Origin of the sequence: Pseudoruegeria sp. HB172150, from assembly GCF_013184805.1 — a bacterium.
Classification (GTDB): domain Bacteria; phylum Pseudomonadota; class Alphaproteobacteria; order Rhodobacterales; family Rhodobacteraceae; genus Psychromarinibacter.
This window is the reverse complement of record NZ_JAATNG010000001.1, coordinates 1,228,511-1,253,791: the sequence shown is the minus strand read 5'-3', so window position 1 is coordinate 1,253,791 and position 25,281 is coordinate 1,228,511. Positions and strand designations below refer to the sequence as shown.

General features: G+C 65.2%; 27 protein-coding genes. 11 read left to right on the top strand and 16 right to left on the bottom strand.

Annotated elements, in window-relative coordinates:
* Nucleotides 1–85 precede the first annotated feature (85 nt).
* On the bottom strand, nucleotides 86–1,636 hold the full coding sequence (xseA, locus tag HCO70_RS06090) for an exodeoxyribonuclease VII large subunit (protein ID WP_172294035.1): 1,551 nt from the start codon (nucleotides 1,634–1,636) through the stop codon (nucleotides 86–88).
* Nucleotides 1,637–1,765: 129 nt separating this feature from the next.
* Between xseA and HCO70_RS06085 the strand changes: the two genes are divergently transcribed.
* Both HCO70_RS06085 and HCO70_RS06080 read left to right on the top strand, forming a co-directional pair.
* Entirely contained in the window at nucleotides 1,766–2,245 is a 480-nt protein-coding gene (locus HCO70_RS06085) for a carboxymuconolactone decarboxylase family protein (RefSeq protein WP_172294033.1), read from the top strand.
* A complete protein-coding gene (locus tag HCO70_RS06080) occupies nucleotides 2,245–2,739 on the top strand; it encodes an Rrf2 family transcriptional regulator (RefSeq protein WP_172294031.1) in 495 nt (164 codons plus the stop codon). Before HCO70_RS06085 ends, HCO70_RS06080 begins: the two co-directional genes overlap by 1 nt.
* 35 nt (nucleotides 2,740–2,774) lie before the next feature.
* Here HCO70_RS06080 and HCO70_RS06075 read toward each other — a convergent pair whose 3' ends face one another.
* The gene (locus HCO70_RS06075) at nucleotides 2,775–3,335 is read right to left on the bottom strand and encodes a type 1 glutamine amidotransferase domain-containing protein (RefSeq protein WP_172294029.1); all 561 of its coding nucleotides are present in this window, start codon (nucleotides 3,333–3,335) and stop codon (nucleotides 2,775–2,777) included.
* 135 nt (nucleotides 3,336–3,470) lie between these two features.
* Here HCO70_RS06075 and purD point away from each other — a divergent pair, with 135 nt between their 5' ends.
* Nucleotides 3,471–4,739 (top strand): phosphoribosylamine--glycine ligase, encoded by a 1,269-nt coding sequence (purD, locus tag HCO70_RS06070; RefSeq protein ID WP_172294027.1) that lies wholly within the window; start codon nucleotides 3,471–3,473, stop codon nucleotides 4,737–4,739.
* A gap of 176 nt (nucleotides 4,740–4,915) precedes the next feature.
* Here purD and HCO70_RS06065 read toward each other — a convergent pair whose 3' ends face one another.
* Nucleotides 4,916–5,695, bottom strand: coding sequence for a VCBS repeat-containing protein (locus HCO70_RS06065; protein ID WP_172294025.1), 780 nt, complete (start codon nucleotides 5,693–5,695; stop codon nucleotides 4,916–4,918).
* Nucleotides 5,695–6,018: a 2Fe-2S iron-sulfur cluster-binding protein gene (locus HCO70_RS06060; RefSeq protein WP_172294023.1), complete on the bottom strand. Its 324-nt coding sequence runs from the start codon at nucleotides 6,016–6,018 to the stop codon at nucleotides 5,695–5,697. Before HCO70_RS06060 ends, HCO70_RS06065 begins: the two co-directional genes overlap by 1 nt.
* 122 nt (nucleotides 6,019–6,140) lie before the next feature.
* On the opposite strand from HCO70_RS06060, the gene HCO70_RS06055 reads away from it, so the two are divergent.
* Both HCO70_RS06055 and HCO70_RS06050 read left to right on the top strand, forming a co-directional pair.
* Nucleotides 6,141–6,527, top strand: coding sequence for an OB-fold nucleic acid binding domain-containing protein (locus HCO70_RS06055; RefSeq protein WP_371742167.1), 387 nt, complete (start codon nucleotides 6,141–6,143; stop codon nucleotides 6,525–6,527).
* A gap of 66 nt (nucleotides 6,528–6,593) precedes the next feature.
* On the top strand, nucleotides 6,594–7,127 hold the full coding sequence (locus HCO70_RS06050; RefSeq protein ID WP_172294021.1) for a peptidoglycan-binding protein: 534 nt from the start codon (nucleotides 6,594–6,596) through the stop codon (nucleotides 7,125–7,127).
* 13 nt (nucleotides 7,128–7,140) lie between these two features.
* On the opposite strand, the gene HCO70_RS06045 is transcribed toward HCO70_RS06050, so the two are convergent.
* From HCO70_RS06045 to rpiA, 7 genes are all read right to left on the bottom strand, one after another.
* Nucleotides 7,141–7,902, bottom strand: coding sequence for an ion transporter (locus HCO70_RS06045; protein WP_172294019.1), 762 nt, complete (start codon nucleotides 7,900–7,902; stop codon nucleotides 7,141–7,143).
* Nucleotides 7,903–8,044: 142 nt separating this feature from the next.
* Nucleotides 8,045–9,412, bottom strand: coding sequence for a Do family serine endopeptidase (locus tag HCO70_RS06040; RefSeq protein ID WP_172296175.1), 1,368 nt, complete (start codon nucleotides 9,410–9,412; stop codon nucleotides 8,045–8,047).
* A 330-nt stretch (nucleotides 9,413–9,742) separates the two neighbouring features.
* Entirely contained in the window at nucleotides 9,743–9,937 is a 195-nt protein-coding gene (locus tag HCO70_RS06035; protein ID WP_172294017.1) for a DUF2065 domain-containing protein, read from the bottom strand.
* The gene (hflC, locus tag HCO70_RS06030; protein ID WP_172294015.1) at nucleotides 9,937–10,971 is read right to left on the bottom strand and encodes a protease modulator HflC; all 1,035 of its coding nucleotides are present in this window, start codon (nucleotides 10,969–10,971) and stop codon (nucleotides 9,937–9,939) included. The genes HCO70_RS06035 and hflC overlap by 1 nt, the downstream gene beginning before the upstream one ends.
* Nucleotides 10,972–10,983: 12 nt before the next feature.
* Nucleotides 10,984–12,141, bottom strand: coding sequence for an FtsH protease activity modulator HflK (hflK, locus tag HCO70_RS06025; RefSeq protein ID WP_172294014.1), 1,158 nt, complete (start codon nucleotides 12,139–12,141; stop codon nucleotides 10,984–10,986).
* 65 nt (nucleotides 12,142–12,206) lie between these two features.
* Nucleotides 12,207–13,637: an FAD-dependent oxidoreductase gene (locus HCO70_RS06020; protein ID WP_172294013.1), complete on the bottom strand. Its 1,431-nt coding sequence runs from the start codon at nucleotides 13,635–13,637 to the stop codon at nucleotides 12,207–12,209.
* 20 nt (nucleotides 13,638–13,657) lie between these two features.
* Entirely contained in the window at nucleotides 13,658–14,440 is a 783-nt protein-coding gene (gene rpiA, locus HCO70_RS06015; protein ID WP_172294012.1) for a ribose-5-phosphate isomerase RpiA, read from the bottom strand.
* 143 nt (nucleotides 14,441–14,583) lie between these two features.
* On the opposite strand from rpiA, the gene HCO70_RS06010 reads away from it, so the two are divergent.
* The 3 genes from HCO70_RS06010 to HCO70_RS06000 all read left to right on the top strand — a co-directional run bounded on the left by HCO70_RS06010 (nucleotide 14,584) and on the right by HCO70_RS06000 (nucleotide 17,305).
* On the top strand, nucleotides 14,584–14,937 hold the full coding sequence (locus tag HCO70_RS06010) for a YbaN family protein (RefSeq protein WP_172294011.1): 354 nt from the start codon (nucleotides 14,584–14,586) through the stop codon (nucleotides 14,935–14,937).
* Nucleotides 14,938–15,057: 120 nt separating this feature from the next.
* A complete protein-coding gene (locus HCO70_RS06005; RefSeq protein WP_172294010.1) occupies nucleotides 15,058–16,431 on the top strand; it encodes an L-serine ammonia-lyase in 1,374 nt (457 codons plus the stop codon).
* Nucleotides 16,432–16,453: 22 nt separating this feature from the next.
* Nucleotides 16,454–17,305 (top strand): alpha/beta fold hydrolase, encoded by an 852-nt coding sequence (locus tag HCO70_RS06000; RefSeq protein ID WP_216665280.1) that lies wholly within the window; start codon nucleotides 16,454–16,456, stop codon nucleotides 17,303–17,305.
* A 2-nt stretch (nucleotides 17,306–17,307) separates the two neighbouring features.
* Here the strand turns inward: HCO70_RS06000 and HCO70_RS05995 are convergent, their stop codons facing one another.
* The gene (locus HCO70_RS05995) at nucleotides 17,308–17,775 is read right to left on the bottom strand and encodes a pyridoxamine 5'-phosphate oxidase family protein (protein ID WP_172294009.1); all 468 of its coding nucleotides are present in this window, start codon (nucleotides 17,773–17,775) and stop codon (nucleotides 17,308–17,310) included.
* Nucleotides 17,776–17,863: 88 nt separating this feature from the next.
* On the opposite strand from HCO70_RS05995, the gene HCO70_RS05990 reads away from it, so the two are divergent.
* The gene (locus HCO70_RS05990) at nucleotides 17,864–18,784 is read left to right on the top strand and encodes a DMT family transporter (RefSeq protein WP_172294008.1); all 921 of its coding nucleotides are present in this window, start codon (nucleotides 17,864–17,866) and stop codon (nucleotides 18,782–18,784) included.
* Here the strand turns inward: HCO70_RS05990 and HCO70_RS05985 are convergent.
* Nucleotides 18,753–19,382, bottom strand: coding sequence for a thiamine diphosphokinase (locus HCO70_RS05985; protein ID WP_371742194.1), 630 nt, complete (start codon nucleotides 19,380–19,382; stop codon nucleotides 18,753–18,755). The genes HCO70_RS05990 and HCO70_RS05985 overlap by 32 nt on opposite strands.
* A 125-nt stretch (nucleotides 19,383–19,507) precedes the next feature.
* On the opposite strand from HCO70_RS05985, the gene HCO70_RS05980 reads away from it, so the two are divergent.
* Nucleotides 19,508–22,360, top strand: a complete 2,853-nt coding sequence (locus HCO70_RS05980; protein ID WP_172291861.1) for a hypothetical protein — start codon at nucleotides 19,508–19,510, stop codon at nucleotides 22,358–22,360.
* A 92-nt stretch (nucleotides 22,361–22,452) separates the two neighbouring features.
* Here HCO70_RS05980 and HCO70_RS05975 read toward each other — a convergent pair whose 3' ends face one another.
* The 3 genes from HCO70_RS05975 to HCO70_RS05965 form a co-directional block, all read right to left on the bottom strand.
* Nucleotides 22,453–22,644, bottom strand: a complete 192-nt coding sequence (locus HCO70_RS05975; RefSeq protein WP_371742165.1) for a DUF2842 domain-containing protein — start codon at nucleotides 22,642–22,644, stop codon at nucleotides 22,453–22,455.
* Nucleotides 22,645–22,673: 29 nt separating this feature from the next.
* On the bottom strand, nucleotides 22,674–23,966 hold the full coding sequence (locus HCO70_RS05970) for an adenylosuccinate synthase (RefSeq protein WP_172294005.1): 1,293 nt from the start codon (nucleotides 23,964–23,966) through the stop codon (nucleotides 22,674–22,676).
* Between the two features lie 87 nt (nucleotides 23,967–24,053).
* Nucleotides 24,054–24,656 (bottom strand): PolC-type DNA polymerase III, encoded by a 603-nt coding sequence (locus tag HCO70_RS05965; RefSeq protein ID WP_172294004.1) that lies wholly within the window; start codon nucleotides 24,654–24,656, stop codon nucleotides 24,054–24,056.
* A 212-nt stretch (nucleotides 24,657–24,868) separates the two neighbouring features.
* On the opposite strand from HCO70_RS05965, the gene secG reads away from it, so the two are divergent.
* Complete coding sequence (gene secG / locus HCO70_RS05960; RefSeq protein ID WP_172294003.1) at nucleotides 24,869–25,234, top strand: preprotein translocase subunit SecG; 366 nt, start codon at nucleotides 24,869–24,871, stop codon at nucleotides 25,232–25,234.
* Nucleotides 25,235–25,281 lie beyond the last annotated feature (47 nt).

The following is a 25,281-nucleotide window of genomic DNA, read 5'->3' as shown; positions in this document are numbered from 1 at the left end:
CGCGAAACGCTAGGCGTCCCCACCCTACGTTTGCGCTAACATGCCTGAAATCAACCACTTGACCCCCCGTCCCCATGGGGACGCCTCAGAAAAGCGACCCCTGTTCCGGCGGCTCATCGGCCGGTTTGCCCCGCCGCGCCGGCCCGCCCCCGCCCAGCTTCAGCCGCCCGTCGGCGAACTCGATCTCCAGCCCGTGCGCCTGCTCCGCCGCCGCCTTCCGGGTCACCACCGCCCCGTCGCCCCGCACCACCGCATAGCCCCGCCGCAGCGTCTCGGTATAGCCCAGGCTCTGCCGCAGCCGCTCCAGCCCGTCGAGCCGCCGCGCCCAGCCCTCGACCTGCCCCCGGCCCGCCGCCGCCAGCCGCGCCACCACGCGCCCGAACGCCTCCGCCTGGCGCCTCAGATCCCTCTGCAGCACCGTCCCCCTGAGCCGCCCCGCCGTGCCCCGGAACCCGCGCTCCTTCTCCGCCGCGACCCGCCGCAGCGCCGGCGCCAGCCGCCCGGCGACCTGATCCACCGCCCGCCGCCGGTCCGCCACCGCCCGCCGCAGCATGCCCGGCCGCAGATGCACCGCCGCCTCCGCCAGCCGCGCCCGCTTCCGCTCCCGCGCCGCCTCCAGCGCCCTCGGCAGCCGTTCGCCCAGATAATCCAGCCGCTGCCGCGCCTGCCCGACCAGAGCCTCCGGCCGGGGCAGCGCCCGCGACAGATCCGCCAGCCTTTGCCGCCGCCGGGTGACGCCCAGCGTCACCGCCCGGCTCAGCCGCGCTTCCTGCTGGTCAGCCCACGCTAAAAGTTCCAGCCGCACCGGCACCGCCAGTTCCGCCGCCGCCGTCGGCGTCGGCGCCCGCCGGTCCGAGACGAAATCAATCAGCGTCGTGTCCGTCTCATGCCCCACGGCAGAGATCAGCGGGATCTCCGACGCCGCCGCAGCCCGCGCTACGCTCTCCTCATTGAAACCCCAGAGATCCTCGATCGACCCGCCGCCCCGCGCCACGATCAGCAGATCGGGCCGCGGCAGCGCCCCGCCCGGTGACAGCCGGTTGAACCCCTCGATCGCCCGCGTCACCTCGGGCGCGCATCGCTCACCCTGCACCGCCACCGGCCAGATCAGCACCTTCCGCGGGAACCGGTCCCGCAGCCGGTGCAGGATGTCCCGGATCACTGCCCCCGACGGCGAGGTGATCACCCCGATCACCTCCGGCAAGTAGGGCAGCGGCCGCTTCCGCACCTCGTCGAACAGTCCCTCCGCCGCCAGCGCCTTCTTGCGCTTTTCCAGCATCGCCATCAGCGCGCCAACGCCGGCGGGCCGGATGTCGTCGATCACCATCTGGTACTTGGACTGGCCGCCGAACGTCGTAAGCCGCCCCGTCGCCACGACCTCCAGCCCCTCCTCGGGCTGCGTCGCCAGCCGCGCCGCAACGCCTTTCCAGACAACCGCCGACAACACGTTCCGGTCGTCCTTCAGATCCATGTAGATATGGCCTGAGCGCGGCCGTGACACGCGCCCGACCTCGCCCTTGACCCGGACCTTCCCGAACTCGCCTTCGATAACGCGTTTCACCGCCCCGGAAATTTCCGAGACTGTGTACTCGTGGGCATTCTCGCCCGGGGCGGGATCGTCGATCAGGTCGGACATGGCCCCGATCCTGCCCCATCGGCGCGACGGGCGAAAGGCCCCGAAACCGGGTTGACTTGCATTTACGGATAATAGATATCCTTATGGATATTGAGTGTCTCCAATAAAAACGGACCAAGGAGCTGCCCCATGTCCCAACGACTCGATTACACGAACGCCGCCCCGACCCCGGCGCGGGCCTATTTCGCCTTCAGCCAGTCGCTCGACGGCAACCGGCTGGACCCGATCCTGCGCGAACTGGTCAACCTGCGCGCCTCGCAGATGAACGGATGCGCCTTCTGCACGGACATGCATGTGAAATCCGCCCGCATTCACGGCGAGCGCGAGCTGCGGCTGCACCACGTCGCCGTCTGGCGGGAATCTCCGCTCTTCGACGAACGCGAACGCGCCGCGCTGGAATGGACCGAGGCGCTGACCCAGATGACCCCGGCCGGCATCAGCGACGAGCTTTACAACCGCGTCAAATTCGAGCTGGGCGAGGATCTGCTGGCCGAACTGACCTTCGCCGTGGTGGCGATCAATGGCTGGAACCGCGTGGCCGTGGCCTTCACGCCGGTTCCCGGCTCGTCCGACCGGATGCTGGGCCTCGACAAGGCGGTGCTCGCCTGATGCAGATGCGCAACCAGGTCGAATGGGTGCTGCATTGCTGCTCCCTCCTGGCCGCGTTGCCCGAGGGCGGGCGCCTGTCGACCAAGGCGCTCGCCGATTTTCACGGCGTGCCGAAGGAATACCTGTCGAAGGCACTGCAAAGCCTGTCGCAGGCGGGGCTTGTCGAGGGCTCTCTGGGGCCCTCGGGCGGCTACAGGCTGGCAAAACCAGCCAGCGAGATCACGTTTCTCGATATCGTCGAAGCGGTCGAGGGCAAGGGCCGCAACTTTGCCTGCACCGAGATCCGGCGCAACAATCCCTGCCTGCAGGGCCATGACCCCAAGGGCCCCTGCCAGGTGGCACGGATCATGTGGCAGGCGGACGCGGCATGGCGCCGGGAGCTGGCCGCGGTGAAGCTGTCGGAACTGACGGTCACGCTGGAAAGGGAACTGCCGGCCGACCTGCAGGAACGCGCCACGACATGGGTCGCGGCGCGCCTTGGCGGCTCGGTCTAGACGCCCGGACGCACCGGGCGCCTCGTTCGTAAAACTCAGGCGGCTTCGCGCTGGTGCTCGCCTTCGGAAATCTCCTCGACCAGCTTGGCGCAGAACGCCTCCAGGTCGCCCGGATTGCGGCTGGTCACCAGCCCCTTGTCGGTGACGACCTCGCTGTCCTCCCAATTCGCGCCCGCATTCTTCATGTCGGTCGCGATGGATTTGTACGAGGTCAAACGGCGGCCATGAGCGATGCCGGTTTCCGCCAGCAACCACGGAGCGTGGCAGATTGCGCCAATCGGCTTGCCCGCATCGAACATCCGCCGGATGAACCGCAGCGCATCGTCATTGATGCGCAGCAGGTCGGGGTTGATCTGGCCTCCGGGCAGGACCAGCGCGTGATAGTCGTCAGAGCTGACATTGCTCAGCTTGCGGTGGACCTTGACCGGGCGGCCCCAATCCTTGCCTTTCCAGCCTTTGATTTCGCCGTCCTCCGGCGAGACCACGTGAACTTCGGCGCCCGCCTCTTTGAGCTTCTCAAGCGGAACCTCCAGTTCGGACTGTTCGAAACCGTCGGTTGCGAGAATGGCGACTTTCTTTCCGTCGAGCTTGGGCATGACATGCCTCCTTTCCTTCTCTCGATTGCCCTCTCAACGGTTGCCCAGCGGCCACAGTTCCATTTTGTCCTGCGTCGTCTTGCCACCTGCCGCCGCGCCGCCTAATCAGGCGCCGGACGGAACCTGGAGGCGGCGATGAACATCCTCATTCTCGGCGGCGGCGGGCGCGAGCACGCGCTGGCCTGGGCGGCGATGCAGAACCCGAAATGCGACCGGCTGATCGTCGCGCCGGGCAATGCCGGGGTCGCGGAGATCGCCGAATGCGCCTCGCTGAACATCGAGGATGGCAGCGCCGTAGCAGATTTCGCCTCGGCCAATTCCATCGACTTCGTGATCATCGGACCGGAGGCGCCGCTGGCGGCAGGCGTCGCCGACGACCTGCGTGCCTCGGGCATCCTCTGCTTCGGCCCGTCGAAGGCGGCGGCGGAACTGGAAGCGTCGAAGCGCTTCACCAAGGAGGTCTGCGACGCTGCGGGCGCGCCCACGGCCGCCTGGGCCAGGTTCGACGCCGCCGGGCCAGCCAAGGACTACATTCGTTCCCAGGGCGTGCCCATCGTCGTCAAGGCAGACGGCCTCGCCGCCGGCAAGGGCGTGATCGTGGCCATGACCGAGGCAGAAGCGCTCGCCGCCATCGACGAGATGTTCGGCGGCACCTTTGGCGAGGCGGGCGCCGAGGTGGTGATCGAGGAATTCATGCAAGGCGAGGAAGCGTCCTACTTCGTGCTCTGCGACGGCGAGACCGTGCTGCCAATCGGCACCGCGCAGGACCACAAGCGCGTGGGCGACGGCGATACCGGCCCGAACACCGGCGGCATGGGTGCCTATTCCCCCGCCCCGATCCTCGAAGGTGCGGTGGCGGAACGCGCGCTGGAGGAGATCGTGAAACCCACCATGGCCGAGATGGCGCGGCGCGGCACTCCGTATCAGGGCGTCCTATATGTCGGGCTGATGATCGAGGACGGCGCGCCGCGGCTGGTCGAATACAACGTCCGCTTCGGTGACCCCGAATGCCAGGTGCTGATGATGCGGCTCGGCGCGCAGGCGCTGGACCTGATGCTGGCCTGCGCCGAGGGGCGGCTGGGCGAGACACAGGTGAATTGGGCCGACGATCACGCCATGACGGTGGTGATGGCCGCGAACGGGTATCCGGGATCCTACGAGAAGGGTTCGGTGATCGGCGGGCTGGATGCGATGCCCGAGGACAGCGCGCACATGGTTTTCCATGCCGGCACCGCCGAGCGCGACGGCAAGGTCGTGGCCAATGGCGGCCGGGTGCTGAACGTCACCGCACGCGGCAGCGACCTGGCCGAGGCGCGGGAGCGGGCCTATGCGATGATCGACGGCATCGACTGGCCGGGCGGGTTTTTCCGCCGCGACATCGGATGGCGGTCTCTGGACGGTTAATTTCCGGCTTCACAGAACCAACCTGAATGTCCGGCATTAGGCATTCTTTTGGAAAGATCACATCACTTTTCGAACAATCCCGGCCTGCCGCCTAAGGCAACGTCGCAGGGGGCTGTCTGCCCCCATCGCCTCCGGCGATTCCTCCGAGGATATTTTTGACCAGAAGAAGGTGCGGATCAGTCGCAGGCCAGAGCCGCCGCGAAGGATGCCGGGCCGTCGAATGCGCCGATGTCCCGGAATTCCAGCCGGCCGTCCTTCAGCCTGGATGCAACAAGGCGGCTCCAGCCCCCATCGGCAGTGACAATTTCCAGCCCCTGCCCGCAGTCGCGGATACCGCCGGAAATGTGATCCTGTCCGATGCGGTGATTGGTCAGGCCGCTCGCCGCCGCGATCTCGGTCAGTTCGCCGTCTTCGTAACGCCAGACACGCAGGGTGCGCGCCAGGTGCGGCCGGTCGACATAGGCCAGCTCCATCAGGCCGTCTCCGTCAAGATCGGCGGCGCCAAGCGGCGCAAGCCAGCGGTGGCTGGTACCGATATAGGGCGTGGCGGCGTCGAGGATCAGGTCGCTGCCGGTCCAGCGGTAGACGGCCAGATGCGCGCCCTGCCGCACATGGCTTCGGACTACGATCACCTCGTTCGTCCCGTCGCCGTCGAGATCGACAAGCCGCGGTGCGATATCCTCAAATACGTGGGTCTTGTCGAGGGTGACCGAATGTCCGCAGGTCCCTTGATTGCCCTCGGCATCTACCCAAAGCGTCTCCGGCTCGGTGTCGCGCCCGAGGATGCCGTGCTGGTAGCGCGTCACGGGATCGGCGAACCAGGCGCGGCCGACCGGGCCGGCCTTGGTGGCATCCGTCACCACGCTGCCGGGATAGTCGGTCTCCCGCCAGGCCGGGGCCTCGCAGGCCGCCGCGCCCGCGCCGGTCAGGCACAGCAGCGCGACAAGCGCCTTCATCAGATCTGCTTTTCCGGCATCTGCACGACCAGACCGTCCAGCGCGTCGGTCACCTTGACCTGGCAGGTAAGACGGGAACGGGCCGGATCCGGTTCGAAGGCGAAATCGAGCATGTCCTCTTCCATCGCCTCCTTCTCCGGCAGTTTTCCGACCCAATCCGGGTGGACGTAAACATGGCAGGTCGAACAGGCGCAGGCGCCGCCGCAATCGGCCTCGATGCCCGGGATGTTATTGTCCCGCGCGCCTTCCATCACGGTCAGCCCGTTCGGGACATCGACCGTGTGCTCGGTGCCGTTGTGTTCGATATAGGTGATCCGCGCCATCCCGTCCTCTTGTCGTCCAACTGTCGTGTTCCCTGCGGGATAAGGGCTTCACTTGGGATTGGCCAGTCTCTTTCTGGTGAAAGCACTTTGCGCGGATCGCGAAGGGTTCTATATTTGTTCTCGTGACCGAGCACCCCAAACTCCTTCAGCACCCCCGCTGGCCGCGTCCGCCCGCCTGCTGCCCGCATGTGCTGCTGAATCTGCCGCCAGAGAAGGCCCGGGTTACGGTGGCGGGATTGGTGCTTGTGCGACAGCGCCCCGGAACAGCGAACGGCGTGATCTTCGTCACGCTGGAGGATGAAACCGGGATCTCCAACATCATCGTCTGGCGCACGATCTATGAACGCTTCCGCCGTGCGGTGATCGCAGGGCGGCTTTTGCGCGTCACCGGGAGGATCCAGCGAGAATCCGGCGTCACCCACATCATCGCCGAAGAAGTCGAGGATCTGTCCTGGATGCTCGACGATCTGCTCCGCCCGGAGGAGGCTCGCGCCGACGGCACGCCGTAATTCTTTCGCGAACGCGTGTTTTCCGGTACGATCCGCAACAGAGTGCCCCCGAAGAGGCCGCGAGCAGTGCTGGAAATCAGAAAGATCCTGGCAATCTGGGTGGTGACAGGCGTTGCCGCCTGCGGCGCGGACACTCCCGGTGCGGCCTCGCGCATGGACGACCACGGCTCGATCCCGACCTTCGCGCAGGAACCGTCCGGGCCAACCGGCACCTGCCACGCACAGGACACGCCCCCCACCCGCCGGCAGACCGTCACCGAGGACGTGATGGTCATTCCTGCCGAGACCGAAGCGGACGGAACCGTGATCAACCCGCCGGTCTATCGCAAGGAAACGGTCGAAAAACCTGTCGAAACGCGCCTGCCGCACTGGTTCGAAAGCGTCTGCTCGGACCAGTTCACGCCGGAATTCATCGCGTCACTGCAACGCGCGCTGGCGGCGCGCGGCGCCTTTTCCGGGCCCGATGATGGCGAGATGACCCAGGATACCCGCGACGCCATCCGCACCACGCAGGCCGCGCGAGGCGTCGACAGCGAGGTATTGTCGCTCGCCCTCGCCCGCGAATTCGGCCTCGTCCCGACGCCACTCGATAGCAACTGACCGCCAGCGCCGCTCAGATGGATCCTTCCGTCTCGATATGGATCAGCGCCCCGCAATGCTTGCAGTGAACCGCGTCGGGATCGTGCAGCAAAAGCCCGCACTCCTTGCATTCCTGGCGCACTTTTGGCGGGCGGAACAGAACCTGCGCCAGCCGCAGGAACAACGTCACGCCGAAGATCATCACCCCCACCGACAGCATCCGCCCCGCGGTGCCCGTCAGCGTAATGTCCCCGAAACCGGTCGTGGTGAGAGTCGTCACGGTAAAATACAGCGCATCGGCATAGTTCCGTATTTCCGGGTTCACCGAGACCTGCAGCGCATAGATCAGGCCCGTCATCACGAAGAGAAAGACGAACAGGTTGATGATGGCGAGAATGACCTCTTCATGCTGGCGGAAATGCGGGAAATCCTGCCGCAGGCGGCTGAGCAGCTGATAGGTATGCAACAGCCGCAGAGTCCGCAGGATGCGGAGAAAGCCAAAGCCCTCTCCCGCGATTGGCGCCAGGAAGGACACCATCGCCACGATATCGGCCCAGCTCGACAGCCGCGTGAAGTAGCGCAGCTTCTGTTGTTCCAGTACCAGCCGCACCAGGAAATCGGTGAGGATGACGACGCCGAGAATGACGTCCACCACTTCCACGACGGCGCTGTGCGGCAGGAACGAGGTGACGATGACGAAGGTGATCGTGACGATGTCGAAGGCCAGAAGGGCATAGCGGAACCTGTGGGCCGCGGCCGAATGCCCCTCGTAAAGGTTTCTCAGTCTTTCCAGCATTCCGGCTCCCCGCGCATCCGCAAGTGATGCCAAATCACCGGCATTATGACCAGAGACACTGGCAGGACCGGCACAGCCGGCGCCCGCGCAACGAAAAAGGGCGCCCTTGCGGACGCCCCTCTTCCATTCCGGGTGACGGAGATCAGCCTTCTTCGAGGCCCAGCGCAACGAAGCGGGGTTCGCCCTCGCGGCGGACCAGCAGCAGCAGCGACCGGCGGCCGGCCTCCTGTGCTTCCGAGATGCGATCCTCCAGGTCGGCGGCGGCCGAAACCTTCTGCTGGCCGGCTTCGGTGATCAGGTCACCGGCGCGCAGACCCTTCTCGTAGGCTTCGGACATTTCGTCGACCGACAGGACGACCAGGCCGGTCGCGTCCTCGTCAAGGCCCAGCTGGGTGCGCAGCTCGTCGTTCAGCGTGCTGACGGTGATGCCGAGGATCTCGGCCTCTTCCGGGTCGGCTTGCTGCTCGATAGAGGCAGGCACCGCGGTCTCGGCTTCTTCGCGACGGCCCAGCGTGACCATCAGGGTCTCGGTCTCACCATCGCGGAAGACTACGACACGAACCGATTTACCGATCGGAGAGCTGCCGACAACACGGACCAGCTGGCGGGTATCCTCGACATCGGTTCCGTCAAAGCTGAGGATCACGTCGCCCGACTGCATGCCGGCTTCCATGGCCGGACCTTCCGGCACATCGGTCACCAGCGCGCCGGCGGCTTTCTCGAGACCCAGCGCATCGGCCATGTCCTGATCGACGTCCTGGATGCGGACACCCAGCCAGCCGCGGCGGGTTTCGCCAAATTCCTGAAGCTGGTCGACCACGTTGGTGACGACATTCGACGCCATCGAGAAGCCGATACCGATCGAACCGCCGTTCGGCGACAGGATCGCGGTGTTCACGCCGATGACATCGCCGTCCATGTTGAACAGCGGGCCGCCGGAGTTGCCGCGGTTGATGGCTGCGTCGGTCTGGATGTAATCGTCATAGGTGCCGGACAGCGCACGGTTGCGGGCGGAAACGATGCCCACGGAGACCGAAAAGCCCTGGCCCAGCGGGTTGCCCATGGCCATCACCCAGTCGCCGACGCGCGCGGTGTCGCTGTCGCCGAAGGACACGAAGGGCAGCGCGTCGTCCGACTCGACCTTAAGCAGGGCGATGTCGGTGTTCGGGTCGGTACCGATGATTTCGGCATCGAGTTCCTCGCCCGAGAAGAATTCGATGGTCACTTCGTCAGCGCCTTCGATGACGTGATTGTTGGTGACGATGTAGCCGTCTTCCGAGATCACGAAGCCGGAACCCAGCGCCGAGGAGCGGCGCGGGCGGTTCGGACCCTGGTTGCGGTCCATGAAGTCGCGGAAGAAATCCTCGAAGGGCGACCCCTCGGGAACCATCGGGTTCGGGGCGGCAGGGCCGGAAACGCTGGTCGCGGTGGTGATGTTGACCACGGCGGGGCTGATCTTGTCCGCCAGATCGGCGAAGCTGCCAGGGCGCTCCTGCGCCAGAGCGACCATTGCCTGTGCAAGCAGGAAGGTCAAACCCAGCAGGGTCAGCCAGACCGCGCGAAGCCGTGGGCCTGATTGGGTTGGGACAGTGATTGCCTGAGGTGTCACAGTAAACTCCGTTTTGTTTGCGTCCCGGCGGAATGGCGGCCGGGTCGGTCTGTGCGTGGGAACATTCACCCCGATGCGAAAATGCACAACACAAACCCTATTCGCGATAACTCAACACAGTGTGAGTATCGCTTTATCGAAGTCAGTGTTGCACGGAGCCGGGCGCAACACCAGAGATGCATAATATTGCTTGAGGTGTGGCGCGATTCTCCGCCAGCGGCACAAACCGGTTCAGGCGCCGATAACTTTCGCTAGCCAGACCAGCGCCACGCCGCTCGCCAGTGCCGCAAGTCCCATCAACCGGCGGGTATCGACCGGGATCTCTGCCAGCAGCCGCAACAGATCTTCGAGTCGCGAAGGGACCAGTGCGAACACCAGCCCCTCGACGCATAAGACCAGCCCGAGGGCCAGAACGACCGTAGGCATCAGCCGCCCGTCGCTTCGTTTTCCGCCTCCGCCGGCACGTCTTCGGCCTGCTCGGGCGCGGCAGCTTCGGGCGCCGGCCCCGACGGGGTATCGGACGCGGCCTCTTCCCCGGCGGGCGCCTCGGTTCCTTCGGGCGCAGGCAGCGCCAGCGGGCGGCCATTGCGGCCCGCGGAACTGCCGAGGTAGTCGAAGAACTCACTGTCCGGCGTGATGACCAGCATCGAATTCTCGCCATGCAGCGCCGTGGAATAGGCCGACAGGGAGCGGTAGAATTCAAAGAATTCCTCGTCCTGTCCGAAGGCTTCTGCGTAGACGCGGTTCCGTTCCGCATCGGCTTCACCGCGGATGATCTCGCTTTCGCGGCGCGCGTCAGAGGTCAGCTCGATCACGGTACGGTCCGCCTGTGCCCGAACCCGCTGCGCCGCTTCTTCACCGCGCGCGCGCTCGTCCTCGGCTTCCCGTTCACGTTCGGCCCGCATCCGCGCGAAGGTCGCGTCGAGGTTCTGCGACGGCAGGTTCGTCTGCTTCAGCCGCACGTCGATCACCTGCAGCCCCAGCGGCGCCGCCCGTGCCCGCGCTTCTTCCGTGATCCGCGACATCAGGGCGGACCGGTCGGATGACAGGATCGTGTTCGACGTGACGCCCTCGGAACCCAGAACGGCGCGGATCTGCGCGTTCAGGATGCCTTCCAGCCGGTCCTCGGCCGAACGGACACCGCCGACGCCGACCGCCTGCCGGAACTGGACCACATCGTCGATCCGGTACCGCGCGAAGGCGTCGACAACCAGACGCCGGTCGTCCGAAGGCGTTACCTCGGTCGGCGGCGTGTCGAGCGACAGGATCCGGTCGTCGTAGTAGACCACTTCCTGGATGAACGGGATCTTGAACGAAAGGCCGGGTTCTTCCTTCACGTGCTTGATCTGTCCGAATTGCAGCACCAGGGCTTTCTGCTTTTCGTCCACGATGAAGATGGACGAGGCAAGCAGCGCGATGGCAACAACGATGATCGGGATGATGATAGTAGATTTACGCATCTTCTCTCTCCCTTACTCGCCGCGCCGCAATTCGTTGAGCGGCAGGTAGGGTACAATGCCCTGCCCCGCACCGCCTTCCGAGATGTTGCTGTCTAGGATGACCTTGTCGATGTCGCCCATCACCCCTTCCATGGTCTCAAGATACAGGCGCTTGCGGGTCACTTCCGGCGCGTTCTTGTACTCTTCAAGAACTGCCAGGAAACGGCTCGCCTCACCTTCAGCCTGGTTCACAACCTGCGCACGGTATCCTTCGGCTTCTTCGAGGATCTGTGCCGCCTCACCGCGGGCACCGGCCAACACCCGGTTCGCATAGGCATCCGCGGTGCGCTCCAGCCGGTCACGTTCCTGCTCGGCCGCCTGCACTTCGCGGAACGCGTCGATCACCTCGCCCGGCGGATCCGCCTTGTCGAGGTTGACCCGCAGAATGTTCACACCTGCGTTATAGGCATCGAGCGTGTCCTGGATCAGTTCCTGCGCGGTGTCGGAAATGATCGCACGATCGCGGTTCAGAATCGGGGCCAGTTCACTGGCCGCGATGATTTCCCGCATGGCGGATTCGGAAACCGCGCGAATTGTCGCCTCCGGATCAGCGAGGTTGAAAAGATATTGCGCCGGATCCTTGATGTTCCACACGACCTGGAAGTCCAGATCGACGATGTTCTCGTCCGTGGTCAGCATCAGGCCGGAATCGTTGCTACGAGAGCCGGAAGTTCCGATATTCTCGGTCTGCTCTCGCGTGACCGGCAAGACCTCGTAGGTCACCAGCGGCCAGGGAGCAAAGTTGAGGCCCGGATTTCCGGTGGCCGAATACTGACCCAGAAACAGCTCGACGGACTGTTCTTCGGGCTTGACCGTGTAAAGCGACGCAAACAGCCACACTGCCAATACAACAAGCGCGCCGATGGCGATCGTGCCGCGGGTAATCCGCGGGCCGCCACCGCCGCCGTTTCCGGAACCGTTCGGCCGTTTGCCGCCGCCTCCGCCCATCAGAACGCGCAGCTGTTCCTGGCCCTTTTTCATGATCTGATCGATCTCTGGGATCTGCGATCCTTCGCCCGGACGCCGCTGGCCCTGACCGTCAGCCGGGCGACGATCGTCGTCACCCCCGCCGCCGTTGCCGCGATTTCCGCCGCCGCCTCCCCCCCAGGGGCCGCCTGAATTACTGGCCATATACCTGTCTTTCCCTTGTATCTCGCGGATTGTTCGTAGCTACCTGTGCGTGCATGCGCAAGAAATCAAGCGGTGCGCGACGGGCTCCGCATGGTCACGAGTTCTTCAGCCATCGTCGGGTGCACCGCACAGACCCGATCGAAGTCTTCCTTCGTGGCGCCCATTTTCACTGCGATCCCCGCAAGCTGGATCATCTCGCCCGCCTCCGGGGCCACGATGTGACAGCCCAGAACCTTGCGGGTCTCCTTGCTCACGATGAGCTTCATCAAAACCCGGTCATTGCGTCCGGCGAACGCCTTGTTCATCGGCTTGAACGAGGTGCAGTAGATCTCGACCGGCTCCTGTTCGGCCGCCGCTTCCTCGGTAAGACCGACCGTGCCCAGCTCCGGCTGGGTGAAAACGGCAGACGGCACCAGGTCATGATCCGGCTTGGTCGGGTTCCCCTTGAACACTGTCTCGGTGAAAGCCATCCCCTCGCGGATCGCCACCGGGGTCAGCTCGATCCGCCCGGTCACGTCACCGATCGCATAGATCGAGGGCACCGAAGTCTGAGAGTAGTCGTCGACCACGATCTCGCCCTTGCGGCCCAGCTTCACGCCGGCCTCTTCAAGCCCCAGCCCCTCCGTCGACGGGCGCCGCCCGGTCGCAAAGAACACGTGGTCATAGACCGCCTCGGTTCCGTTCGTCGCCTTCACCCAGACCGGCTTGCCCTTGCCGTTGCCACGGGCGCCGGATTCCGGACCTGCGGCATCGCTTTCGGTTAGGTGCCCGATATGCGCGTCGCCGGCCGGCGCCATCTCGACGATATTCGTTCCAAGGTGCAGGTCGATACCCTGCGCTTTCATCTCCTCGGCCACGAGCCCGCGCGCTTCCTCATCGAACCCGCGCAGGATCTGCGCGCCGCGATAGAACTGCGTCACCTCGACACCAAGACCGTTGAGGATGCAGGCGAATTCGCAGGCGATGTACCCGCCGCCAATGATCAGGACCGATTTCGGCATCTCCTCCATCAGGAAGATGTCGTTCGACACGATCCCCAGATCGGCATTCGTGATCTCCGGTGTCACCGGATGCCCGCCGGTCGCGACGAGGATGTGTTTCGCCGTCACCCGCGTTCCGTCCGCCAGTTCCACCGTGTGCGGATCGGCAAGCTTGGCGCGCGTGTCGTAGACGGTCACCGCGCTCCGGTCGAGCAGCGAGCGGTATACGCTCTCCAGCCGGTCCAGTTCCGCATGCAGCTTGCCTCGGAACGTCCCCCAGTCGAACTTTCCCGGTTCCAGATGCCAGCCATAGGCCTGCGCATCCTCCATCATCGCCGAGAAACCCGAAGCGAATACCATCAGCTTCTTCGGCACGCAGCCGCGGATGACGCAGGTGCCGCCCATCCGGTATTCCTCTGCCAGCGCCACCTTGGCGCCGGTTTCTGCGGCCGTCCGCGCCGCGCGAACACCGCCGGACCCGCCGCCGATGACGAATAGATCATAGTCGAAGGACATGCGCCTGCCTTGTTCCGTGCTTAATCCGTGATATCCGAGAAGATGTTGTCGCTCTCGACAAACTCGATCCGGTCCTCTTCATGCGTCCCGGCATTGATATCGTCCACTTCCACGCGACCGTCGCCATAACCTACGACGACCACGTCGCAGATATCGACGAACAGCCCGTTTTCAACCACACCCGGGATCTGGTTCAGCACCAGACCCAACTGGCGGACATTGGAAATCCGCTGCAGGTGCAGATCCACGATGAAGTTGCCTTCGTCCGTGACGTAGGGCGCCTCGCCGTTCAGCCGCAGCGACACGCGGTCTCCCAGCACATCGAGCCCCGAGATCGTTTCCTCAATCAGCGCCTTTGTCGTCTGCCAGCCAAAGGGCACGACCTCTACGGGAAGCGGAAACAACCCCAAGGTTTCGACGCGCTTCGAGGCATCGGTGATCACGATCATCCGGTCGGACGCGGTCGCCACGATCTTTTCCTGCAGCAGCGCACCGCCGCCGCCCTTGATCAGGTTGAGATCCGGGTCGACTTCGTCGGCACCGTCAATTGTCAGGTCCAGCCATTTCGCCTCGTCAAGGCTGACGACATCGATCCCCACGCTGCGTGCCAGTTCGGCGGTCCGGCTCGAAGTCGGCACCCCCTTGATCCGCAGCCCGTCCTCGCGGACCATCTCGCCCAGGCACCGCACCATCCAGGCCGCAGTCGAACCCGTGCCCAGGCCCACCCGCATGCCGCTTTCCACGAAATCGACGGCCCGCTTGGCGGCGACGAATTTTGCGGTGTCGATGGGCGAAAGGTTCATCGGTTGCGCTCTCCTGGCAAGTCTCCGGGGTTATAGACAAGCTGCCCGCCGGGGGCGAGGGTGAATTGGCCGCAGCCGGAGACCGGTCGCAATCGCATGAATTCGGCATATGTTGCGCTCGATGGCGGGCGGCAGGCAGGCGAATGGGCAGGCATCTCTTTCTGGTCCTCGGATGGCTTTCGGTCGGGCTCGGCATGATCGGTGTCGTGCTCCCGGTGCTGCCGACCGTTCCGTTCATGATCCTCGCCGCCTTCCTCTTCGCCAAAGGCTCGCCCCGCGCCCGAGACTGGCTGCTGAACCACGCGCATTTCGGCCCGCATATCCGCGACTGGGAAGCCCGCGGCGCGATCTCGCGGCGCGCCAAGATCGCCGCCGCGGTGACCATGGCGGGCGTCTTCCTGCTGTCTGTGTTGATGGGCCTGCGCCCGATGCTGCTGGCGATCCAGGCCGCCTGCATGATACCTGCCGCGATTTTCGTACTGACCCGCCCCGAGTGATGCTTCCCTCATCACAAACCGGCAGCGACTCCGCCAACATGCCGGATTCCGTCGGTTTCCGGCTTATCCGCCCGGGCGACATCTGCCAGAACACGTGAAAAGGAACCGGCGCGCGCACTCATGTTCATCTCCGTCTTCGACATGTTCAAGGTCGGCATCGGCCCGTCCTCGTCCCACACGATGGGACCGATGGTCGCCGCCGCGCGCTTCCTCGACACTTTGCGCGCCTCACCCTTTACCCCGCACGGGCTCCGCGCCAGCCTGCACGGCTCGCTCGCCTTCACCGGCGTCGGCCACGCCACCGACCGAGCCACCATCCTCGGCCTCGCCGGCTTCACGCCGGAAGACTACGACCGCGACAAGGCCGAGGCCGCGCTTGCGGAGATAAACAAACGAAAGACGTTCACTCCCGAAGACCTCCCTGAATTGGCCTTCGACCCCGAAAACGACCTGCTTTTCGCCTATGGCGAGCCGCTGCCGGGCCATGCCAACGGCATGATCCTCGCCGCCACCGACGCCCAGGGCGATACGATCCTGCAGGAAACCTATTACAGTGTCGGCGGCGGCTTCGTCCTGACCGCCGCGGAACTGGCCGAGGGCCGCAACAGCGATGATGGCCCGCCCGTCCCCTACCCGTTCCATTCCGCCGAAGAGATGCTGCGGATGTGCGCCAACGAGGGCAAAAGCATCGCCGACCTCAAGCGCGCCAACGAACTAAGCCGAATCTCCCGTGCCGCGCTGGACACTGGGATAGAGCGGATCTGGGATGTCATGCGCGACTGCATGGATCGCGGTCTCAACGCCGAGGGCATCCTCCCCGGTGGCCTGAACGTCAAACGCCGCGCCGGTAAGATCCACCAGTCCCTCCTGGCCGAACGCGGCATGAACCTCGCCCCTCCGCACACCATAAATGACTGGATGAGCACCTACGCCATGGCGGTGAACGAGGAAAACGCCGCCGGCGGGCAGGTCGTCACCGCCCCCACCAACGGGGCCGCCGGCGTCGTGCCAGCCGTCATCCGCTACTGGCTCGACCATGTGCCCGGCGCCGCCCCCTCCCGGCTCCCCGATTTCCTGCTGACCGCCGCCGCAGTAGGCGGCCTCGTCAAGCACAACGCTTCGATCTCCGGTGCCGAATGCGGATGCCAGGCAGAGGTCGGCTCCGCCTCCGCCATGGCCGCCGCCGGTCTCTGCGCGGTATTAGGCGGCACACCTGAACAGGTGGAAAACGCCGCCGAAATCGCGCTGGAACACCACCTCGGCATGACCTGCGACCCGGTCCGCGGCCTCGTCCAGGTCCCCTGCATCGAGCGGAACGGCCTCGGCGCCATCAAGGCCGTCTCTGCCGCCTCCCTCTCGATGCGCGGCGACGGGACCCACCTCGTCCCGCTGGACGCCGCCATCGAGACGATGCGGCAGACAGGGGTGGACATGAGCGAAAAGTACAAGGAGACCTCGCTCGGCGGACTTGCGGTCAACGTGCCCAACTGCTGAAGATGCGCGCCGGGAGGCTCCGATGCGCAAACAGGTCCGGAACGACAATGTAACGCTCGCGACAGAGGCGTTCGGCGATCCATCCGATCCGCCGCTGGTCATGATCATGGGCGCCACAGCCTCGATGCACTGGTGGCCCACCGAGCTTTGCAAAGCATTGGCCGACAGCGGCCGCTTCGTCATCCGCTACGACAACCGCGACACCGGCGCCTCGACCGCCTGCCCGCCGGGGGAACCGGATTACGCGGTGGAGGATATGGCCGACGACCTGATCGCCATCCTCGACGCATACGGCATCGCCCGCGCCGACCTCTGCGGCATGTCACTTGGCGGCCTGATCGCCCAGATCGCCGCTCTCACCTGGCCCGCCCGCATCGGCCAGCTGATCCTGATCGGCTCGGAACCGCTCGGCTGGGAAGGCGATCCGCTGCCTTCCCTCGCCCCCGTCTTCCTCGATCACTTAGAGAACTTCGCAACGCTCGACTGGTCCGACCGCGCCGCCGTCATCGCCTTCCAGTTGGAAGGCGCACGCCTCAGCTCCGGAACCGGCGCGCCGTTCGATCCGGTTCTCGAAACCGCAAAGATCGAAACCGAACTCGACTGCAGCCCCGATCCGCGCACCGCCTTCAACCACGGAGCACTGACTTTGCGCGACGACTGGACCGGCGCCGTTTCCCGCATCCCGCAGCCCGCGCTGATCCTCCACGGCCGCGACGACCCGATCCTGCCGCTTCCGAACGGAGAAGCCCTCGCCGCGACGATCCCGGACGCCCGCCTGACGATCCTCGAAGGCGTCGGCCACGAACTGCCGCCAAGGGCGCTGCCACAGATAGTCGAAGAGATAACCGGGTTCCTCACCGACGCCCCGGCCTGACCTCAATCGCCATCCTTCCAGGCAAACTCGGGCCCGGTCCGGAAAAAGCTGACATTGTTGGAAAAATAGCTTTCCGGCACCAGCCGGATCATCCGCCCGTCCGGGTCCTCGATCCGCGCCACGTTCTCGATGAACCACGGGTTCCACGCCGCTTCGTCCGACCCGAGATACTTGGTCAGCAGCCGCCGGAACCGCGCCGCATCCATCGGCACCACCTCTGCCCGGCCGCGCAGCCCCAGATGCAGTAATATCCCTGTATCGTTCTCGAACCGCACGATCTCCACCGCGCAGCGCGGATCGTCCTGCAGCCGCTTCACCGACGATCCCGTCTTGTTCGCCAGCATCCAGAGCGCGCCATCCTCCCAGATGAACCACACCGGCGCATTGCGCGGGCCGTCCGCCGACATCGTCGCGAGGTTCGCCATCAGCGGCGCGGTCAGCACCGCCTCCGGATCAAAGCTCTGTCCCATCCGCCATCTCCTTGTCCTGTCGGGTAAACCCTAACCACGACCCGCGCGCACTTGCCACCGCACCGGCCCCGGCATAGCGTCCGCGCCGATGAACGCCGACCGCCCCCTCACCGGCATCCTCCTGATGCTCGCCTTCTGCGTTCTGGCGCCGCTCGGGGATTCGCTGGCCAAGCTCATCGGCGACGCCGTCCCGCTCACCCAGCTCATAACGCTGCGCTTCACCTTCCAGGCGCTGATCCTGATCCCCCTCGCCTGGGCTTCCGGCATCAGCCTCTCCATGCCGCCGCGCCTGCTCGCGCTCACGGCGCTGCGTACCCTGCTCCACATGACCGGCATCGGCGCGATGTTCCTCAGCCTCCGCTACCTGCCGCTGGCCGATGCCGTCGCCATCGCCTTCGTCATGCCCTTCCTGATGCTGCTGCTCGGCTGGCTGGTCCTCGGCGAAGAGGTCGGACCGCGCCGCCTTGCCGCCTGCGCCGTGGGGTTCGTCGGCACGCTGCTGGTCGTCCAGCCCAGCTTTGCCGCCGTCGGCCCGCCCGCGCTGCTGCCGCTTCTGGTGGCCGTGGTGTTCTCGTTCTTCATGCTCGTCACCCGCACCGTCGCCAAGCATGCCGACCCGATCGCGCTTCAGGGCGTCTCCGGTGTTATGGCGATGGTCCTCCTGCTGCCGCTCATGGCCTTCGGCGCGTTCCATGAAATCCCCGTCATTGAACCGGTCAGCCCGACACCGGAAATCTGGGCCTACCTCGTCGCCCTCGGCGTCCTCGGCACCTTCGCGCACCTGATGATGACCTGGTCGCTCCGCTTCGCCCCAGCGGCCACCCTCGCGCCGATGCAATACCTGGAGATCCCCTTCGCCACACTGATCGGCTGGCTGATCTTCCGCGACTTCCCGAACGGCCTGGCACTGCTCGGCATCGCCATCACCATGGCGTCCGGCCTCTACATCATCCTGAGAGAGCGCAACCTCAGCCGCGTCAGGATAAAAGTGCCCGCACCACCGAGCTGAGTTCGCTTCGCGGCAGAATCACCAGCATCCCGTCGCCGTCGAATTCCAGCGTCACTTCCGTCTCAACCGCCTCGTTAGAGGTCCCGACACGGCCATTCGGCGCGAAATGCAGTCCCTCGATCGGCCAGCGCAGGCCCTCCGACCGCCCCGTTACCGGCGCCATCGGGAACAGCGACACCCGCGAACCGACGGGCAAATCCAGCCGCAGCGACCGCGGCGCGTGAAAGCACACATCGTCGCTGCCCAGCACGACAACCCGCGCCTTGCGCCGTGCCATCACCGCGTAAACGGCAAGCTCATGATCCAGCCGTGCCCCGGTAAAACCCACCGCAATCACCAGCGGAGCCTCGATATTTCGCAGGGCCTTGTCGAAATCCGTGCTGTTCTGTTCCGCGATCTCGCAGATCGTTTCCGGGTCCAGTCGGGTTCGCGCTTCCGGCGGCAAGGAGTCCATGTCGCCGATGACAGCGGCGGGCACCAGCCCCTCCTCCAGGGCACGCATGGCGCCTCCATCCGCTGCGATCAGTAGCGGCGCCATATCCAATGATTCGCGCAAGCGCGCACTGTCCACGGGTGCGCCACCCAGCAACGTAACCATATGTTCGGATTCGACAAACGCGGTAACCATGACGATATTAATGGGATATTCGTGGAATGGTCACAATCTGACCCAGAAAAAATACCGCAAATACCCCGGTTCTGTTCCGATTCTGGAACCGCAACATGGTAAACGTTGTGTGCTGGATCGGGGGAGAAAGCGACGATCTTATGGTGAACGCCAGTAAAATTCTGACGGTATCCTACGGGACATTCTCCTGTACGCTCGAAGGATTCGACGACCCGTTCTCGGCGATGCGGTCGATTGCGGAGTATTTTCGCGATCTCGCGGCCGATGACCGCTATTTCGGGGCCGAACCTCCGCAGCCGGATGCCGAGATGCTGCACCAGATCGCCGAGCGTGAGATCAAGCGCCGGGTCGAGGCGCGGATTCAGGAAAACGGCGTTCACCTGCGTCAGATCGACGATGCGGCCGCTCCGGCCCCCGTCGCACCGAAGCCTGCCCCGTCACCCGTTCCCACAGCTGCCCACACGGCCCGCGCCACGCAGGAGCATCCTGCACCGGCGCCGCAATCCGATGCCGACGTGGCAGAGACCGTCGCCGAAAAGCTGAAGCGCATTCGCGCCGCCGTCGCACGTGCCCAGAATGAGCCGCAGCTCGGATCCGTCTTCGCCGAAGACGAAAGCCCGGCGGCACAGTCCGCCCCGGACATGGCCGAGGAAGCCGAGGATCCCGAGCCTGCGATTGCCGAAGACACTGCTGCCGAAGCCGAACAGGCTGCGGACGAACCCGTTGCCGAAGCCGAACAGGCTGCGGACGAACCCGTTGCCGAAGCCGAACAGCCGGCCGAGGAAACCGCCGCCGAAATCGAAGAAATCGCGGAACAGTCTGACGCTGGCGAAGAGTCCGTAATCGAAGCGCTGGCCGGAGCCGAACAAGAACTGCCCGACGCTGAAACCGAGGAAGCGGACGTCGCCGAAGCTGAAACCGACGTGGAAGTCGCCGAAGTCGAAGCTGAAGCCCACACCTTTGAGGAAGTGACCGACTTCAGCGAAGACTCGGCCTCCGACGAGAGCGAGACGACCGAAGAAACTGTCGATGCCTCCGACGATGAGGCCGAAGACGAACCCGCCGAAGAGCAAGGCTTCGACGCTGGCGCCTTTGCTGCGGTTCTCGCCGGTCAGGCCGCCGTCAACGCGATCCGCGAGGACGAAGACGAAGCCCGGCACGAAACGGACGATACGGACGAAAACGAACAGGACGACCTCGCCTCCCGCATCGCCAGCCTCACCCTGCCAGAAGACGCCAGCACCGAGGCCGAGGAAGACGATGCGCCGGAAGAGGCACCCGATCTCGCCGCCTTCGGTCGTGACAGCCTCGTCGGCGGAACCGACGAAGCAGACACCGAAACTGACACAGCCGACAACATCTTCCCGATCGCCGGCGCCGAACGCGCCGGGCCCGAGCAGGAAAACGACGCCGCTCTGACGGACGACGAAACGGCTGTTGTTGAAGAAGACCTGCCTGAAGTCGCCGAAGCGGCGGAGCCTGAGCCCGCCGAGGCGGACGAAGTCGCATCCGAAGAGGCCGAGACTACCGGAGAGCCTCTCGTTCTCGAAACGTCAGAAGACGAGCAGCCCGAGGAAGAGCCGGTCCTCGAGACCGACGGCGAAACCGAATCCGCGACGATCGAACCGGGCGAGGATGAGGTCCTTGACCTCTCCAGCCTTCTCGACGCCGACGACGACACCCCTGGCGACGCCGAAGAAGAAACCGCAGCCAGCGATGATGTCGTTCAACAGGACACGGCCGAAGAGCCCCAGGAAGAAGAGGAAACGGCTGCCAAGCTGCCGCCGCTCTCCCTTATGCCCTCCGCCCGCGTCGACGACGAGTCAGATGGCGGAACCGACACCCCCGCCGGCCCCACTGTCCGCGTCGTCAAGATGTCGCGCGAGGAGTTCGACGCCGCCCGCAGCGCCGCCGAAGCCGCGGGCGCGACCAACCGCGAAGAAATCCGCGCCGTCCTGGGCGAAACCGGCCTCTCCGCCGAGGACGAAGCCGAACTGATCGACGAACTGGTCGAAGCGCAAACCGACGATACGGCACCGGCACCGGCTGCAACCGACCGCGCTGCCATAGCTGCCGACCTCGCCACCGCAGCCGCGGAAGTCGAACGGCGCAGCGGCAAGAAAGGCTCCGACCCCAGCGTTCCGGTCAGCCGTCTGCTGGCCCAGGCCGATACAGAATTCCGCGCAAACGAGAACTCGCGCCGCCGGTCGGCCATCGCGCACCTCAAGGCCGCCGTAGCCGCCGTCCGCGCGGATGGCGGCAAGTCCGAGGCGGTCAAAGACGCCGAGACCGAACGCGCGATGGATCAGTACCGCGACGATCTCGCCAGCGCCGTCCGCAAGGAACTGCCGGCCGCGCCGGAAGAAGACCTGGAATTCTCGCAGGCGGAATTCGCCGATGACGGAGAGCCCGAGGCGGTCGTTGCCGAAACGCCGGCCGCGCCGGCCGAACAGTCGCGCCCCCGGCGCAAGCGCTGGATGGCGCCACTGATGCTCGTGTCGGAACAGCGCGTCGACAAACCGGATCCTGACCCGGCTGCGCGCCTCGTACGTCCACGCCGCATCCGGTCCGAAGACCTGGACCTGAAGGAACAGAAGGACGAAAGCAAGTCGCCCGCGATGGCGGAAAAGCACGTCGAGATCCAGGACGAGGAAGCCGCCTTCCAGCAATTCGTCGAAGATACGGCACCGGAAGGTTTGCAGGACATGCTTGAAGCGTCCGCTGCCTTCGCCAGTGTCATCGTCGGAGAAAGCTCGAACACCCGCCCGCAGATCATGGCCCGCGTCGCCGGCTCGATGCCCGACGGCGGCTTCAGCCGCGAAGAGGGCCTCCGCGCCTTCGGCGTGCTGCTGCGCGAGGGCCGGATCGTCCGGGTGGAACGCGGCCGTTTCACCGTGGCCCCGTCGAGCCGCTTCAACCGGGCAGAGCTGCGCACCGCAACCGGCTGATTTAAAATATTTTTCGAATGTTCGTGTGCTTGTAGACCAGCAAGCCGACTGGCGGAGTGTGCAGACACTCCGCCATTTTTCTTCCGCCCCGGCTAGCGCTCGTCGTCCGGCGGGGCCTGTCCCACGCCCTTGAACACCGCCTTGAACGGAAGCGCCCAAAGCACGCCGAGCCCGACGTAGATCAAAATCTCCAGCAGCACGTTCGGCCGCCCGATCAGGCTCGTCAGGTACCAGGCAAGACCCAGATAGACCGGCAGGCCCACCAACAGGATCAAAAGCGACAATCGCCGGCGCGTCTTGTACCTCAAAGCCATCAGTCAGCGAACGGATCGGTGACGAGGATCGTGTCCTCGCGCTCGGGGCTGGTCGACAACAAAGCCACCGGGCACTGGATCAGCTCCTCGATCCGCCGCACGTATTTCACCGCCTCGCCCGGCAGATCCGCCCAGCTCCGCGCGCCAGCGGTGGATTCGCTCCACCCCGGCATCGTCTCGTAAACCGGCGTGACCCGCGCCTGTTTCTCCGCCGCGATCGGCAGGTAGTCCAGCACCTCGCCGTCCAGCTCGTACCCGGTGCAGATCTTCAGCTCCTCGAACCCGTCCAGAACGTCCAGCTTGGTCAGCGATATCCCGTTCACGCCAGAGGTCGCACAGGTCTGCCGCACCAGCACCGCATCGAACCAGCCGCAGCGGCGCTTGCGCCCGGTCACAGTGCCGAACTCGCGCCCGCGCTCGCCCAGCCGCTGGCCATCCTCGTCGAACAGCTCTGTCGGGAACGGTCCTTCGCCCACCCGCGTGGTGTAGGCTTTCACGATCCCCAGAACGAAATCGATGGCGCCCGGCCCGATTCCCGTTCCCGTCGCCGCCTGCCCCGCGATCACGTTGGACGAGGTCACGAACGGATAGGTCCCGAAATCGATATCCAGCAGCGCCCCCTGCGCCCCTTCGAACAGGATGCGCTTCCCGGCCTTTCGGTTCTCATTCAGCACCTTCCAGACGGGGGCCGCATATTCCAGCACCTTCGGCGCGATTTCCCTCAGCCCCGCCAGCAGAGCCTCGCGATCCACGGGCTCCAGCCCCAGACCGCGGCGCAGCGCATCGTGATGCACCAGCGCCCGGTCGACGCGCTTCTCAAGCGTCTCGTCATCGGCAAGGTCCGCAACACGCACAGACCGCCGCCCCACCTTGTCCTCATAGGCCGGCCCGATACCGCGCCCCGTGGTGCCGATCTTCGCGACCGAGTTCTGGGCTTCACGCGCCCGGTCCAGTTCACCGTGGATCGGCAGGATCAGCGGCGTGTTCTCGGCAATCATCAGGGTCTCGGGGGTGATCTGCACCCCCTGCCCACGGATCGCCTCGATCTCGTTGATCAGATGCCAGGGATCCAGAACGACACCATTGCCGATCACCGATAGCTTGCCGCCACGCACCACGCCCGAGGGCAGCGCGTTGAGCTTGAAGGTCTCGCCGTCGATCACCAGCGTATGGCCGGCATTATGTCCGCCCTGAAAGCGCGCGATGACATCGGCCCGCTCAGAAAGCCAGTCGACGATCTTGCCCTTCCCTTCGTCACCCCACTGGGCGCCTACGACGACGACATTGGCCATGTTCCGTTCCCCGGATCGATTGCAAACGGCGCCGGTATACTGACCCGCCCGGCGCAGTAAAACCGAAATCTCGCGCGCCGGCCTGGCTCAGCTCAGAAACTCGATCATGTCCATGAACGTAATGACGCCGCGTTCCGCCAGTTCCCCGAACTGCTTCAGCATCACGCGCGCCGTCAGTTCCGTATCGACAAGCGCATCATGAAGGTCGCCTTCATTGAACGTCAGACCGTAGTGACTCGCGCAATCGGCCAGCCGGTGACGGTGCAGCTCCGGATGCAGGCGGCGCATCAGTTTCAGCGTATCGACGTAGTAGGTCGTCTGCACTTCCACGCCATGACGGCGCTCGGCGGCTTCCACAAACGGGATGTCGAAAACCTTTACGTTGTGGCCCGCCACGACCCGAGTGCCGACGCGGGTGCCGAAAGCCGGCAGAACCTCGTCCATCCCCGGCTGGCCCTGCAGGCGCGCGTCGGTAATCCCGGTCAGCCCGACGACCACCGGGTCCAGCGGCAAATGCGTCGTGCCCGGATTCACCAGTTGCTCCCAGCTTGCGCCGATCTCACCCTCATCCACCATGACCAGCGCAACCTGAATGATCCGGTCGCGATGCGGGAACAGGCCGGTCGTCTCGAGATCGAAAACCGCGATGTCCAGCTCTATCAGAGCCGCATCGAACAGCGGATGGCTCATAAGCGCCACCTCCCCTTGAACTCCTCCTGAACCACATTTGCAGGCAGGCGGCGATCCGCAAAGGCAATTCGCCTTCCGTATGGGAAAGTTCCTTCGTGCTGTTGCATCGGATCAGTGTGCGCCTTTCAGGCCCGCGTGCCGGAATCGAGGGGTTGCGGGCTGCCCGCCAAGCATCTAGATACCCCCCGTTGCAACGCCGAAGGCCCGACCACATGGAAAACGTCGTCCTCATCGTCCACCTCGTACTCGCGCTATGCCTGATTGGCGTGGTGCTGCTGCAGCGCTCCGAAGGTGGCGGGCTCGGCATGGGTGGCGGCGGCGGCGTGATGTCGGCCCGCGGCGCGGCCACGGCACTGGGCAAGCTCACCTGGGGCTTTGCCATCGCCTTCATCGCCACATCGATCCTGCTGACCGTGATCGCGGCCCGGAATTCGGCGGAAACCTCGGTTATAGACCGGCTTGGCATCGAATCCTCCGTCCCGGCAGAAGAAGACAGCGGCCCGGCCCTGCCGTCCTCCGGCGACCTGCTGCCGCCCACCACTGGCGACGCCCCGCTGACCCCGCCCCGCGCGGACTGAACAATCCACTAAACGTTGCGGGGACAATCTCCGCAGTCCACTGCATG